12 protein-coding genes are annotated in these 12222 nt (G+C 44.7%); 10 read left to right on the plus strand and 2 right to left on the minus strand.

From position 1 onward, the window contains the following. Positions 1 to 5 precede the first annotated feature (5 nt). The 9 genes from MCG46_RS05125 (at position 6) to MCG46_RS05165 (ending at position 8499) form a co-directional block, all read left to right on the plus strand. The gene (locus tag MCG46_RS05125) at positions 6 to 929 is read left to right on the plus strand and encodes an ABC transporter permease (protein WP_020224709.1); all 924 of its coding nucleotides are present in this window, start codon (positions 6 to 8) and stop codon (positions 927 to 929) included. A 13-nt stretch (positions 930 to 942) separates the two neighbouring features. Continuing rightward, entirely contained in the window at positions 943 to 1869 is a 927-nt protein-coding gene (locus tag MCG46_RS05130) for an ABC transporter permease (protein WP_020224708.1), read from the plus strand. A 13-nt stretch (positions 1870 to 1882) separates the two neighbouring features. Next, complete coding sequence (locus MCG46_RS05135; RefSeq protein ID WP_154237561.1) at positions 1883 to 2890, plus strand: ABC transporter ATP-binding protein; 1008 nt, start codon at positions 1883 to 1885, stop codon at positions 2888 to 2890. After that, complete coding sequence (locus tag MCG46_RS05140; protein ID WP_154237562.1) at positions 2887 to 3876, plus strand: ABC transporter ATP-binding protein; 990 nt, start codon at positions 2887 to 2889, stop codon at positions 3874 to 3876. The genes MCG46_RS05135 and MCG46_RS05140 overlap by 4 nt, the downstream gene beginning before the upstream one ends. Before the next feature lie 115 nt (positions 3877 to 3991). Next, a complete protein-coding gene (locus MCG46_RS05145; protein WP_240278252.1) occupies positions 3992 to 4822 on the plus strand; it encodes a YwqG family protein in 831 nt (276 codons plus the stop codon). A 197-nt stretch (positions 4823 to 5019) separates the two neighbouring features. Next, positions 5020 to 5340, plus strand: a complete 321-nt coding sequence (locus tag MCG46_RS05150; protein ID WP_240278254.1) for a PTS fructose transporter subunit IIB — start codon at positions 5020 to 5022, stop codon at positions 5338 to 5340. A gap of 2 nt (positions 5341 to 5342) precedes the next feature. Next, the gene (locus MCG46_RS05155) at positions 5343 to 6440 is read left to right on the plus strand and encodes a PTS transporter subunit EIIC (RefSeq protein WP_240278256.1); all 1098 of its coding nucleotides are present in this window, start codon (positions 5343 to 5345) and stop codon (positions 6438 to 6440) included. Between the two features lies 1 nt (position 6441). Continuing rightward, positions 6442 to 7407, plus strand: a complete 966-nt coding sequence (locus tag MCG46_RS05160; RefSeq protein WP_240278258.1) for a hypothetical protein — start codon at positions 6442 to 6444, stop codon at positions 7405 to 7407. 15 nt (positions 7408 to 7422) lie between these two features. Continuing rightward, positions 7423 to 8499 carry an SIS domain-containing protein gene (locus MCG46_RS05165; RefSeq protein ID WP_240278259.1) on the plus strand — a complete coding sequence of 359 codons (1077 nt, stop codon included), beginning with the start codon at positions 7423 to 7425 and terminating at the stop codon, positions 8497 to 8499. Positions 8500 to 8874: 375 nt separating this feature from the next. Here the strand turns inward: MCG46_RS05165 and MCG46_RS05170 are convergent, their stop codons facing one another. Both MCG46_RS05170 and MCG46_RS05175 read right to left on the minus strand, forming a co-directional pair. Then, entirely contained in the window at positions 8875 to 10773 is a 1899-nt protein-coding gene (locus MCG46_RS05170) for a BglG family transcription antiterminator (RefSeq protein ID WP_240278260.1), read from the minus strand. 18 nt (positions 10774 to 10791) lie between these two features. Beyond that, positions 10792 to 11238: a PTS sugar transporter subunit IIA gene (locus MCG46_RS05175; protein ID WP_240278261.1), complete on the minus strand. Its 447-nt coding sequence runs from the start codon at positions 11236 to 11238 to the stop codon at positions 10792 to 10794. 268 nt (positions 11239 to 11506) lie between these two features. Here MCG46_RS05175 and MCG46_RS05180 point away from each other — a divergent pair, with 268 nt between their 5' ends. Beyond that, positions 11507 to 12145, plus strand: a complete 639-nt coding sequence (locus tag MCG46_RS05180) for a hypothetical protein (RefSeq protein WP_240278262.1) — start codon at positions 11507 to 11509, stop codon at positions 12143 to 12145. The last annotated feature ends 77 nt before the right edge of the window (positions 12146 to 12222 follow it).

Consider the following 12222-nt stretch of genomic DNA (forward strand, 5'->3'; position numbering starts at 1 on the left):
TTTTAATGTTTAAATATGTATTAAAACGGATCGGCGTCGGAATATTGACGTTGTTCATTCTGGCTACCGTTACCTTTTTTTTGATGAAGATTATACCAGGTTCACCCTTTGCCGGTGAAAATACGAAAATCCCGGCTTCGGTTCAGGAAAAGTTGATGGCGAAGTACAATCTGGACAAGCCGGTATTGGAACAGTATGTAATTTATATGAAAAATGCTGTTCGCGGGGACTTTGGCGTATCCACACAGCGCAAAGGCCGAAGCGTCAATGATATCATTGCGATCGGGATGCCGGTTACAGCCAAGCTGGGCTTTGTTTCCTTCGTTATTGCGATGGTTGTCGGAATCACGCTGGGAACGATTGCGGCATTTACCAAACACAAATGGGTCGACAATCTTGTTATTGCGATTGCGACGGCCGGTGTCAGTATTCCAGGCTTTCTCTTGGCGCTGCTGCTCATGATTGTGTTTGGCGTCTGGCTGCATATCTTCCCGATTGTCGGTTTGTCAAGCTGGAAACATTATGTGCTGCCGGCAGTTTCTCTGGCACTTTCGCCGATTGCGATGATTGCTCGTCTGACGCGGTCGAGCATGATGGAAGTTATGCGTCAGGATTATATGGTCTTAGCCCGTTCAAAGGGTTCCTCACAGTTAAAGGTTATCGTAAAGCATGGCTTGAAAAATGCAATGATTCCGGTCATCACTTATGCCGGACCGTTGATTGCGACGTTAATGACAGGGTCCTTTGTTATTGAAAGTCTGTTCTCAGTTCCGGGCATCGGGGCTGAATATGTCACCAGTATCTCCAATCGTGACTACACGATGATTATGGGGCTGACGATCTTCTTTGGCGCCTTCATTATCATTGCCAATATTATTACCGATATATTAAACGCTGTCGTTGATCCGCGGATCAAGCTGGACAGCTAGAAAGGAGCTGGCGATGGAAGAAAAAGAACTGATGCTGGATGACAGCCTGTTTGAACCGCTGGACAGCAGTGAGAAAAACAATGAATTTATTGCCGTTGAAAGCAAAACCTATCTCCAGGACGCCTGGCGGCGTTTTAAGAAAAATAAGCTGGCTCTGTTCGGGCTCATCTTTCTGATTTTAATCACCTTGGCAGCGATCATCATTCCGATGGTTTCTCCATTTACCTACGACGGTCAGGATCTGGCCAACCGCAACGCTTTGCCGAATATGGTGCATTTGATGGGTACGGATAAATTAGGCCGGGATATTATGGTGCGGGTTATGTATGGCGCGCGCATCTCTTTGACAATTGGCTTTGTCGCTGCCTTTTTGAACCTGATCATCGGCGTCATCTATGGCGGAATCAGCGGCTTTGTCGGCGGGAAGGTGGATATGGTCATGATGCGGATTGTCGACTGTATCTATGCAATTCCCTCGATGCTCTATGTCATCCTGATTATGATGATTTTCGGGTCAAATATGTTCTCTGTTTTATTGGGAATATCGATTTCCTCCTGGGTTGGCATGGCCCGGCAGGTCCGTTCGCAGATTCAGACGCTGAAACAGCAGGAATTTTCCATGGCGGCATTTGTAATCGGCGCCAGTAAGAAACGAATCCTGTTTAAGCATCTGATTATCAACTGTATGGGACCGATTATTGTTTCTGCGACGCTGATGGTGCCTAACGCAATCTTTACAGAAGCGTTCCTGAGCTTTATTGGTATTGGCATCAGTGCTCCTCAGGCCAGTTGGGGTACTTTAGCTTCTGAAGCGCGCGGCTTGGTTCAGAGTTATCCAATTCAGATTATCTGGCCGGTTGCGGCGATCTGTCTGACCATGCTGTCACTGAACTTCATTGGTGATGGATTCGGCGAAGCCCTGGACCCGAAGAAGAGATAAGGAGGAGAAAACCATGAATGAACTGTTAAAAGTTGATCATCTGACCGTGGATTTCTCCACAGATCAGGGCACGGTTCACGCTGTGCGTGATGTTTCCTTCTGCGTTTATCCGCAAGAGGTACTGGGCATCGTCGGCGAATCCGGCTCCGGCAAAAGCCAGACGATGTATTCCGTCATGGGCTTGCTGGCGGACAACGGTAAGATTACGGCGGAAGATATCCTGTTTGACGGTAAGAAAATCCATGAATCTGCGTTTAAAAATCATTCGGAATATGAAAAGACGATGCAGCATATTCGCGGCAACGACATGGCGATGATTTTCCAGGATCCGATGACGTTTTTGAATCCAGTTCTGAAAATCGGAACGCAGCTGATTGAACCGCTGCAGAATCACACCAAGATGTCAAAAAAGGAATGTGAACAAAAGGCAATTGAGCTGATGCGTCAGGTCGGTATTCCTTCACCGGAAAAGCGGATGAATCAGTATCCTTATGAATTTTCCGGCGGAATGCGGCAGCGCATCATTATTGCGATGGCGCTTGCCTGCAATCCAAAACTGATCATTGCCGATGAACCGACCACGGCCTTGGACGTCACGATCCAGGCCCAGGTGCTGGAGCTGATTCAGGACATGAAGGAAAAGCTCGGTTCTTCTGTCATTATGATTACGCACGATCTTGGTGTTGTTGCCAGCCTGTGCAATCGGATTGCGATTATGTACGGCGGAAAGATTGTTGAGATCGGAACTGATAAAGAAATTTTCTATGAACCTAAGCATCCCTATACGCAGGGCTTACTGAACTGCATTAATAATCCGGAGGATGATGATAAAGATCTCCAGCCGATTCCGGGTTCTCCGCCGGATTTGTTAAATCCGCCGAAGGGCTGTCCGTTTGTCGACCGCTGCGAGAAAGCGATGAAGATCTGTAAGCAACAGATGCCGTCGGCCACCGCTTTTTCCAAGACGCATGAATGTGCCTGCTGGCTCAATGAATTGAAAAAAAGGGAGGGTAAAAAATGAATAACACTGAAGTCATTTTAAAAGTTACCAACCTGAAAACACATTTTGATGTCACAAAAGGCATGTTTGCCAAGAAGCAGATCGTCAAAGCCGTAGACGGCGTCAGCTTTGAAATTCATAAAGGTGAAACCTTTGGATTAGTGGGTGAATCTGGATGCGGCAAGTCTACGCTGGGACGGACCATCGTTAAATTATATGAACCCACTGAAGGTACGATTGAATACAAGGGACAGGATATTACCAAACTGAAAGGCAAAGAACTGAAAGAGTTCCGCAAATCAGTTCAGATGATTTTCCAGGATCCATATGCATCCCTGAACCCACGAATGACAGTCGGAGAAATTATTCGGGAACCGATGGATATCCACAATATATACAACAGCGCAAAAGAACGCGAAGACCGGGTCGTGGAGCTGTTAAAAATTGTTGGTCTAAAACCAGATCATATCCGTCGTTATCCCCATGAGTTTTCCGGCGGTCAGCGGCAGCGTATTTCCATTGCCAGAACCTTGGCTTTGAATCCGGATTTCATCATCTGTGATGAACCGATTTCCGCATTGGACGTTTCCATTCAGGCACAGATTATCAATCTGTTGAAAAATATCCAAAAAGAAATGGGCATTTCTTACCTGTTTGTCGCGCATGATTTAAGCATGGTTAAGCACATTTCTGATCGGATTGGTGTTATGTATCTGGGCAACATGGTTGAGATTGGGGAAAGCAGCGATCTGTACCACAATCCAATGCATCCATATACGAAGGCACTGTTGTCCGCTGTGCCGATTCCGGATCCGGAAATTGGCAAATCCAAGAAGCGAATCGTACTGCAGGGGGAACTGCCAAGCCCGCTGGATCCGCCGTCCGGATGTGCTTTCCGCACCCGTTGTCCCTATGCAACGGAAGAATGTGCAAAAGCGAAACCGCAGCCATCCATGATCAATGGCCGGCAGGTTTCCTGTTTCCAGTTTCAGGCAGGCATTAAATAAAAATCAGAATTCACACGGGATTTCGCAAGAGGTTCCGTGTTTTTCTTTTTTGTCAGTTACAGAAATAGGCAGAAATGAAGAAAAAGAGTACAATAAGGAAAAGGAGAAGATTATAATGGAAAAACAAGCGTGGATTGATTATTTAAAAAGCCTGGAAAAAAATGCGATTACTGCGACAGCCTCACGTCAGCTGAAACCACCGACACAGATTCACACAAAGGTCGGCGGCATTCCGGATCTGCCACCTGATTTTGAATGGCCTTACTTTGAAAATTTAAGGAAGTGGCCTACTTCTTCCCGCCATCCGCTATCCTTTATAGCACAGATCAGACTGGATGAATTGATTCCTTACGATATAGAGCATCTTCTGCCAAGCCGTGGTATTTTGTATTTCTTTTTTGATCTGGAAACTTATGAGGATCAAGAATTATGGGATAAAAATGTATTTTATTACGATGGTGATCTGGCGTTATTGAAACCCCATCCGCTGCCGGAAGGAATATCCGATGAGGGAAGATTTCCTGAATTCACGTTAAATTATCAAACCTTGCGGGATCATCCAAGCTGCCAGGAATATTGTAAATATTATGACAGGGAACAGAAGTATGAAAAATGGGATGAAAGCTATGAGGTTGATGCAGAAGAAGCCGGCTATGTGGCTCGTTCTATTTGTGATGATCGTGTTTTTAAACTGTTAGGTTATGGGGATATCATCCAAAATGAGGTGCTCAGCAGTGCTGTTTATCAATATCAAAGTTTGTGTTCTGAGTCTCAGGAAGAAAGTCAGCCGCTGGATTGGATTAACTTATTCCAGACAGGCTTTTTGATCAGTTCTGACTGTCAGGAGTATTGGGGAGATGGTGGGAGTCTTTATTTCTACATTCGCAAACAAGATCTCAAGAATAAAAACTTTCATCATGTTTGTGTTATGCACGAATGCGGCTAAGTTAAGATCAATACAAAGATAAATCTGCCGACAATAATTTGTCGGCTTTTTTTATACAAGCAGCAGACTTTGTACATAATTTGACCCGGATTGAGGATAAAAAATGGGCTCAGATTCTGTCCGAAAAGTAGCATGGATAGGCAATGAAGTATAAGGAAAACGCATTTACAATGAAAGTAAAGAAAGGAGGAGCCGTTATGAAAAAGAAAATTGTGGGATTATGCGCCTGTCCGGCAGGCATTGCCCATACCTACATCGTTGCTGACAAATTGGAAGGGGAAGCCAGACGGTTAGGTTACGAAGCAAAAGTTGAAACACAAGGCTTTGCCGGAATCGAAAATGAATTGACCCAACAAGATCTGGACGAAGCGTGCCTCATCATTTTAGCCAATGACATTGCCATCAGTGGTGAGGAGCGATTTGAAGGTTATGAAACAAAAACGGTTCATTCCAGCATGCACGAAATACTCCATCATGCTCAAGAAGTTATCGAACGCTATTTTGAAGAGGAGGGATAATTATGAGCAAAACAAAGTGGCAACAAGGCTTTAACACATTCCAAAAACATCTGATGACCGGAATTGGCTACATGATTCCAGTTATTGTTGCTCCGGGAATTGTGATGGGTGTTGCTCAGGTCGCAGCATCAATGTTAGGCTTGGACATCAAATCCGCGGAAGCGCTAGTCAGCATGGATGCCCTAACTCGTTGTCTGGCCTGGATGCAGCAAGTGGCAGGACCCCAGTGCCGGGATCTAATGTATCCAGTACTGGCAGCCTATATTTCTTACTCGATAGCCAATCGAACTGGCCTGATTGTCGGCTTCTTTGGCGGCTTACTCTCCGTCCTGTCCGGCGCCGGTTTCTTTGGGGCAGTGATTACCGGCTTTCTCGGCGGCTATCTGATGAATTTCTTAAAGAAACAAATAAAGGTCAGCCGAACCTATTTACCGGTTATGAATATGGTCGTTTATCCATTAATCGGAACCCTGGCAATTTTCCTGGCTGCTTATTTTATCATCAATCCGCTGGGAAATTGGATTACTCAAAGCATCGTGTCATTAATTAATGTTATTGGTAATCTGGGAGGCGTGGCGATTAGTTTTATCTTGGCGGCAGGCAATTCCTTTGATATCGGCGGACCGGTTTCTAAAGGTTTTATGGCCATTACACTGCAGCTGGCTGATGCTGGATTTTCGAAAAGTCCTTTGTCCATCGGTTCTGTAGTTCCAGCAATAGGATTTGGATTTGCGACTTTGCTGGATAAGTTTGTTTTGCGCAAACACTTGTTTACAGAAGATTTGCAGGCCAGCGGAACACCAGCCTTAATATTAGGTTTGCTGTGTGTTGCCGAAGGAGGTCTGCCCTTGCTGCTGTCGGATCTGCTGTTTATGATCCCCATTAATTGCTTGGGCGGAGGACTCGCTGCGGCCAGTGCCTACCTGTTTGGAGTGCACATGCCGAAAACTGTACCTGGAGGCATTCTTGGCGTACCCCTGATGGAGAAACCCTTGCTTTATATTCTTTCCATTCTGATCGGTGCTTTGACGGTTGCAGCATTGATTTTATTACGGAGAATGCGTCTGGCTAAAAAATTTCAAATTGAGAAGGAGGCTTAAAATGACACAAAAACGATTCTTATCCGCGACCCCCAGCGAGCTTACCGCGATGACTCCAGTTGAGCTGTTAAGTGCAATCCGGATGTCTGAAGGCCGGATCATTCGCGCCGCAGCCCGGATCCGCGGTGCAAATATGATTGATCATGTAACGAATGCAGAATTAGCAGCTGCTTTTGGTGCAGATATTGTAAATATTGATACTTTCGATCCTTTTAACCCTTATATTCCAGGGTGGCCAAGCAAAGATCCGGCTCTGGATGAAGTGACAGAGCAAACAGTTCAAATTCCGTTGGGACGAGGATATACATTTCAGGAAATCAGCGAGATTGTGGGGCGACCGCTGTCTATTCTCATGTTTGCATGCAATCCTGAGGATAGGCAGCGAACAGAGCAGGTCTATGGCAAAGGGATTGTTGCGACAGTCGATAGAATGATTGAAGCCCGTCGTTTAGGCGTTAAACATATTTGTGTATCGGGTTGGGCACGCCTTGAATCTTTTGTCGAATTGTTTACCGCCGTCCGCAAGGAACTTGGCGATGATTTGATTCTTCAGTTCAATCGTCCTCACGGGCCCGGTATTTTGAATCAAAAAGCCGGATTTAAGGAGTTGATCACAGAAGCTGAGATTGTCGCTTTTATTCAGGCCGGCGTGAACATTGTTGGGATTCCAGCTCCCGGTTCGCTGCCAGGATGGGATTTGACGCGATGCAAACACTTCGTTGACTTGATTCATGAATACGGTGCATTGGCTTCGCTGGGGGTCCATACATCACAAGAAGGTTCTTTTCCTCAGACTGTGGAACAAATCGCCCTCTATGCGAAAATGGCCGGAGCGGACATTCACGATTTAGGAGATTCCGGCTATAACGAACAGATTCCAGATCCGCTGAATATTTTCCATTATTCAATGGCGATCCGTGGCCGCCGGCATACATATCGCAGAATGGCCATGTCGAACAGACGATAGGAGGAATAGAAGACAATGCTTCCATTAATACAATGGATTGAACGCGTTCCGGAAAAAGGACGCTTATTAATCAAAACCCGCAAGCAAAATCTGCAGCCTTTGTTGGATTACCTCAAAGATCAATTGGAAACCATCAATGAACTTGTTTATGTAGGTTCTGGAAGTTCTTTTAATTCCGTGATGAGTGCTAAAGGATGGATAGAACAAATCACGCGATTGAAGGTCAGCGTTATGACTCCGAATGAATATCTGTATGATCGCACAGTTCGCAATCCTAAAGCACTGACAATTTTTCCTTCCCAATCCGGGACTTCGGTGACGACCCGGAAAGCACTCCAGTTTGCTCAGCAGCAAGGTTTGCTGAATGTCGCTGTAACACAGAATCCTCAGCAGTACATGTCACAAGAATGCGGTGTTCATGTGGACATGATGTGTGTCGATGAAGAGTATAAGATGCGGACAGTGGGTTATGTTTCAGGAATTCTGATTCAGCTTTTGATCGCAGTGGAAATCGGCTTGAAAAAAGGAACGATTACGCCGGAACAAGAAGAAAAGTGGATCAGTCAGATGGAAGCGGCTTTGGCAAGCTGGCCGGAAATCGAAGAAAAAACAAAGACTTGGTTTAAAAACAATCAAAGTCAGCTTTTAGGCTCATCCATGTTTGCGGTATATGGAATTGATGGTTTATGGGGTGTTGCCTTGGAAGGGGCACTGAAATTGATTGAAATCGGGAAGACAATGGCCTTAGGCTATGAATTGGAAGAAGGAATGCATGGACCGACTCTAGGTTTTCATCCCCAGCTCTGTGTGTTGGTGATGAATGACGGCGGTCGGGAAACGGAGCGTGCCCGCGGTCTGGCTCGATTTGTGAAATGTGAATTCGGCAATGGTTTTCTGATTGGCGCCAATCCGGTGGATGAGACCGATCTGGCATGGACGCCTCAATCGGAGTTTCCAGCCTTGGAATTTCCTTGTGTCTTTCAAGTGCTGAGCTGGTGTTTGGCGCAAGCAAAGGATGTCGATCTAACGCTGCCAATTGCCCAAAACGAAAAGCCTTATTTCCAAACGCATCAATATACGGAGAAGCTTTAATCTGAATCTGAATGATTGAATTATGGAACGGAGGGAGATTTGCAGGCGCTTTTCATGTTCTTGAAGCCGTGAACAATGAGTCTTCAGGTTAAAAGTAAATACAAAAAAATCAAGAAACTAAGCATAAGTGCTGAAATCAGATACGGCAGCGCTTATGTTTTTTTTCAGGATATCCAGGTCATGGCAGAGAAAAAGACTGGGATTCAAAGTGGAATTGAAGATCTTTCTTTCAATCAGAATCATACAGTCTTTTCTAGGATTTCGTTTATGTGTCTGTTTAAGACTTTTACAGAATTTACAGCTCGGTCTCGATCGTTTTTTCTTTTCGATTCTATCGAAAGCTTGCAGCGGATAATGGATGATCGATTTTTAAGTTTAGAGTTCTGTTTCAATACTTTCAAATAAAATGCGCAGGAAATCATCAGCCTGTGTTTGTTGAATTAATCGCTGAACCTTATCGGAGTCTTGGATTAAGCGGTAAATCATGGGAAACACACATTTATTTTTCTTAACTGCAGGATTAATGATTCCTACAAAAACTAACTGAACATGAGCAGTCCCCCAAGCCACAGGTTCTTTTAAGATACCCACTGCTAGCATGGTGTCAATCGGAACTGACAGAAAACAATGCGGAATCGCAACTTTTTCTGTGATCTCAGTTGAAGACATGGCTTCCCGTTCTTTGATGGCGGTGGCAAAGGCTTCGCTGATCAATCCGGTCACCACCATAGAATCTGTTAAGTGATTCAAGGCTTCATCTTTGTTATTTCCAGGAATATCCGGGAAAAACAATTCACGGCGAAATAAAGAACGCAAATATTGCAGGGATGTATAATTGTTAATCATAAATTCGACTTTTTGAATATCGCTGGCTGTGACCATTGGGCTGATCAGAACTGCCGGAAGCTGAATTTCCGTCATGGACAGCGGAACGGTTGTGATAATGAAATCAGCGCTCAGAGTTGGAGAATCAAGCAGCTCATAGGAGGCAAGCACGGCCTGGATAGCTAATTGTGGGATGTTTCGGCTTAAGCGCAGCCGAATGAGTTCAGAAGTCCCCATTCCACTGCCGCAGACAATAATTGTCCGGCATAAAATTGTCGGCCGCTCTTTTTCTAAGGCTGCTGCAAAATGCAGAGCAATGTAGCCAAGATCATCGTCATTGATTGCCAGCTGATGCTTCTCTTTCAGCATTTCACAGCCAATTAAAGAATAATTATAAGCTTCAACATACTGAGATTTGATCAATGAAATCAGCGGATTGGGTAAAGTTGCTTTCAGATAATAGCGGGAAAACGAGGCGTATAAATGGGTCATCAACGCTTTTTTTAAGGTTTCATCACTACGGAAATCAACCTTGCAGAGATTCAAAATATTATTCAGCATATCCTCTACCAACTCTTTCAGCCAAACCGCAGAATCCAATACCTCTGACTGAAGGGCCTGAGTGCGATTGCCGATAATTGAGGCAAAGTATAAGCGTTCTTCATCACGGATGAGGACTTGATCGCAAAAAAGGTTCAGAATCGCAGAAGCGGCACGCTGAACTGTTGGCTGAAGAGTTTCGCTTAAGTGCGGAATAGAAAGATGGATCAGCGCACCGTTGTGAATTCGGCACAGACTCACCATTAAATATTTGAGACAGTAATGCACAAGATCTTCTTCAGGAGGAATACCTTCTTCCTTCAGTATTTGACAGATTTGACTTGTTGACTGGCTGAGCGAAAACGGCATGCTTGCTAATAATTCAGGTTCTGCAGAAAGAAAGGAGGCTGTAACAAACAGCGTTTTTACCATAAAATTGCGAATGTCAATTTCGTTTCCTGCGATGTAATACCCATAATAAGGTCGATTGGCTAACTGAATTCCGTTTTCCTTCAGCGTTGCTTTTACTTCAATCATTAATTTGTTGAGTGTTGAGCGAGAGATATAAAGTTGGTCAATCATTTCGTTCTGAGATAAAGTTGAATGAACTAACAGGTTTTTTAAAATCTCGAATTGCAGCTCACCACTGTTTTCAGAGAATTCAAAAACTTTTGTTTTTTCCCGCAGAAAAGCCTCAAAAAGAAGGGCATCGTGGACTTCCAGATGGTAGCCAGTCTTATCAGAAAGGATACAGGCGCCGTGCTCTTCCATCAGCGGGCTCAGTTCGGCGATGTAACGTTTACAGGTGCGGGGAGACAGTTTGAGCTGCTGAGCCAGCATACCGCTGGTCAGCGGATGGTGCTGTTGGTTCAGCAGCTTGATCAGCTGAAACATTTTTCCGTTCAGCATGGAGCTCACCTCCTTGCATTACAGCTGAATATCGTTGAATAAAGTACAGATGTCGCTTACTTTGTCAAGCGAGCGAAGCTGGCCGACAAAAGTTTCATCGATCAATTTGCGCGCAAGCTGGGATAATAATTTAATGTGAGTATTCTCAGCATTGGATAGGGGAACAGCCAAGACGAGAACCAAATCAACTTGTTCATCAGGACTCCAACAGATCGGCTGCTCCAGATGGACAAAGAAGACAGAAGGCCGGCGAATGGCTTCCAATCGACAATGAGGAATAGCGATTCCATCGCCGACACCGGTGGAAAATTCAGCTTCGCGAACCCATAATCCGTGGAGAAAGATTTCAGCATTTTCTATAATTTGTGCTTCTGCCGCCCATTGACTGGCTGCTTGAAACAGGGATTCTTTGGTCGTGAGCGAACAGTGCAGATGAATATAATCAGGTTTGATAATTTCATTCATAATGATTACTCCTTATGAATGTATTGTAATAACAAGGAAGGAGAACCTCATTCTCTACTTTTACGCTGCAGGGTGACAGAAAAAAGGAAGCCTGATTTTGAATAACAAGGGTAGTATAACAAAGATCATCCTCGTTTAAGCGATGGCAATAATTGGAAAAAAGAATAAGGTTCAGTCAGTTCGGAACTTGATTCGAAAAATTGACCTGTTTTTAGCGGCTTTTAATGTATAATTAAAGACAACAAGAGCGGTGCGAAGGGGGCATTCAATGCGGCATCCATTTTATGAATATTTGTCCCGGAAAGGGTGGACGTATAATCAGTTAGAAACATTGTGGGCACATAATCGAAGACAGAACCTCTGGGCTCTTATTATGATTAGCCTTGGCGGCGTTATGTTTTGGTATTCCCATCATGATGTAAAGCCGGAGCTGCCGCAAGTGATCCATTTTCCGAATCATTACGTGGCTGAGGAAACGGTGGAAAAAAAAGATCGCTGGCAGGATGCTCGCGGCGATCAGCGCTATCAATGCATTCTCAGCGGCCATTTGACAGAAACGGATCAATGGGTAAATTGGGAGGTGACAGTGATTGAATTTCAGGAAGACAGCGATCCTCTCTTAGGCTATCTGCGGGAGATGGGAATGATCATTAACCAAGCTCAGTTTCAGGCAAATCAAGCGGATTCTTATCTTGATCAGCGACCCGGATTGGAAATGTTGGATGCCGGTCAATGGAATTGTGACCGAGCTTATTTGGATACCAGTGAGCAGAGGCGGAGTAGCGTCTATCTGCTTTCAGAAAACCGGGTCATCGTTTTTCGATTTACTCCGTCGATGGAATTGTCAGCGGAGCTCATGAAGCAGCTCAGCGCTGTTTTCACAAGAACGGACTTGTTTAAATCCTGAGTTTGTGAACGGAATGGATTTCATGGGAGGTCATCGAACTGATTTATGTGTTTTTTAATTTCTTAATTCAGAAATCC

This window comes from Holdemania massiliensis, from assembly GCF_022440805.1.
Lineage (GTDB): Bacteria > Bacillota_I > Bacilli_A > Erysipelotrichales > Erysipelotrichaceae > Holdemania > Holdemania massiliensis_A.

Coding starts and splice junctions, on each gene's coding strand:
- MCG46_RS05150 (WP_240278254.1), top strand. CDS start 5,020: ATGAAAAAGAAAATTGTGGGATTATGCGCCTGTCCGGCAGGCATTGCC.
- MCG46_RS05135 (WP_154237561.1), top strand. CDS start 1,883: ATGAATGAACTGTTAAAAGTTGATCATCTGACCGTGGATTTCTCCACA.
- MCG46_RS05170 (WP_240278260.1), bottom strand. CDS start 10,773: ATGCTGAACGGAAAAATGTTTCAGCTGATCAAGCTGCTGAACCAACAG.
- MCG46_RS05145 (WP_240278252.1), top strand. CDS start 3,992: ATGGAAAAACAAGCGTGGATTGATTATTTAAAAAGCCTGGAAAAAAAT.
- MCG46_RS05160 (WP_240278258.1), top strand. CDS start 6,442: ATGACACAAAAACGATTCTTATCCGCGACCCCCAGCGAGCTTACCGCG.
- MCG46_RS05180 (WP_240278262.1), top strand. CDS start 11,507: ATGCGGCATCCATTTTATGAATATTTGTCCCGGAAAGGGTGGACGTAT.
- MCG46_RS05165 (WP_240278259.1), top strand. CDS start 7,423: ATGCTTCCATTAATACAATGGATTGAACGCGTTCCGGAAAAAGGACGC.
- MCG46_RS05130 (WP_020224708.1), top strand. CDS start 943: ATGGAAGAAAAAGAACTGATGCTGGATGACAGCCTGTTTGAACCGCTG.
- MCG46_RS05175 (WP_240278261.1), bottom strand. CDS start 11,238: ATGAATGAAATTATCAAACCTGATTATATTCATCTGCACTGTTCGCTC.
- MCG46_RS05125 (WP_020224709.1), top strand. CDS start 6: ATGTTTAAATATGTATTAAAACGGATCGGCGTCGGAATATTGACGTTG.
- MCG46_RS05155 (WP_240278256.1), top strand. CDS start 5,343: ATGAGCAAAACAAAGTGGCAACAAGGCTTTAACACATTCCAAAAACAT.
- MCG46_RS05140 (WP_154237562.1), top strand. CDS start 2,887: ATGAATAACACTGAAGTCATTTTAAAAGTTACCAACCTGAAAACACAT.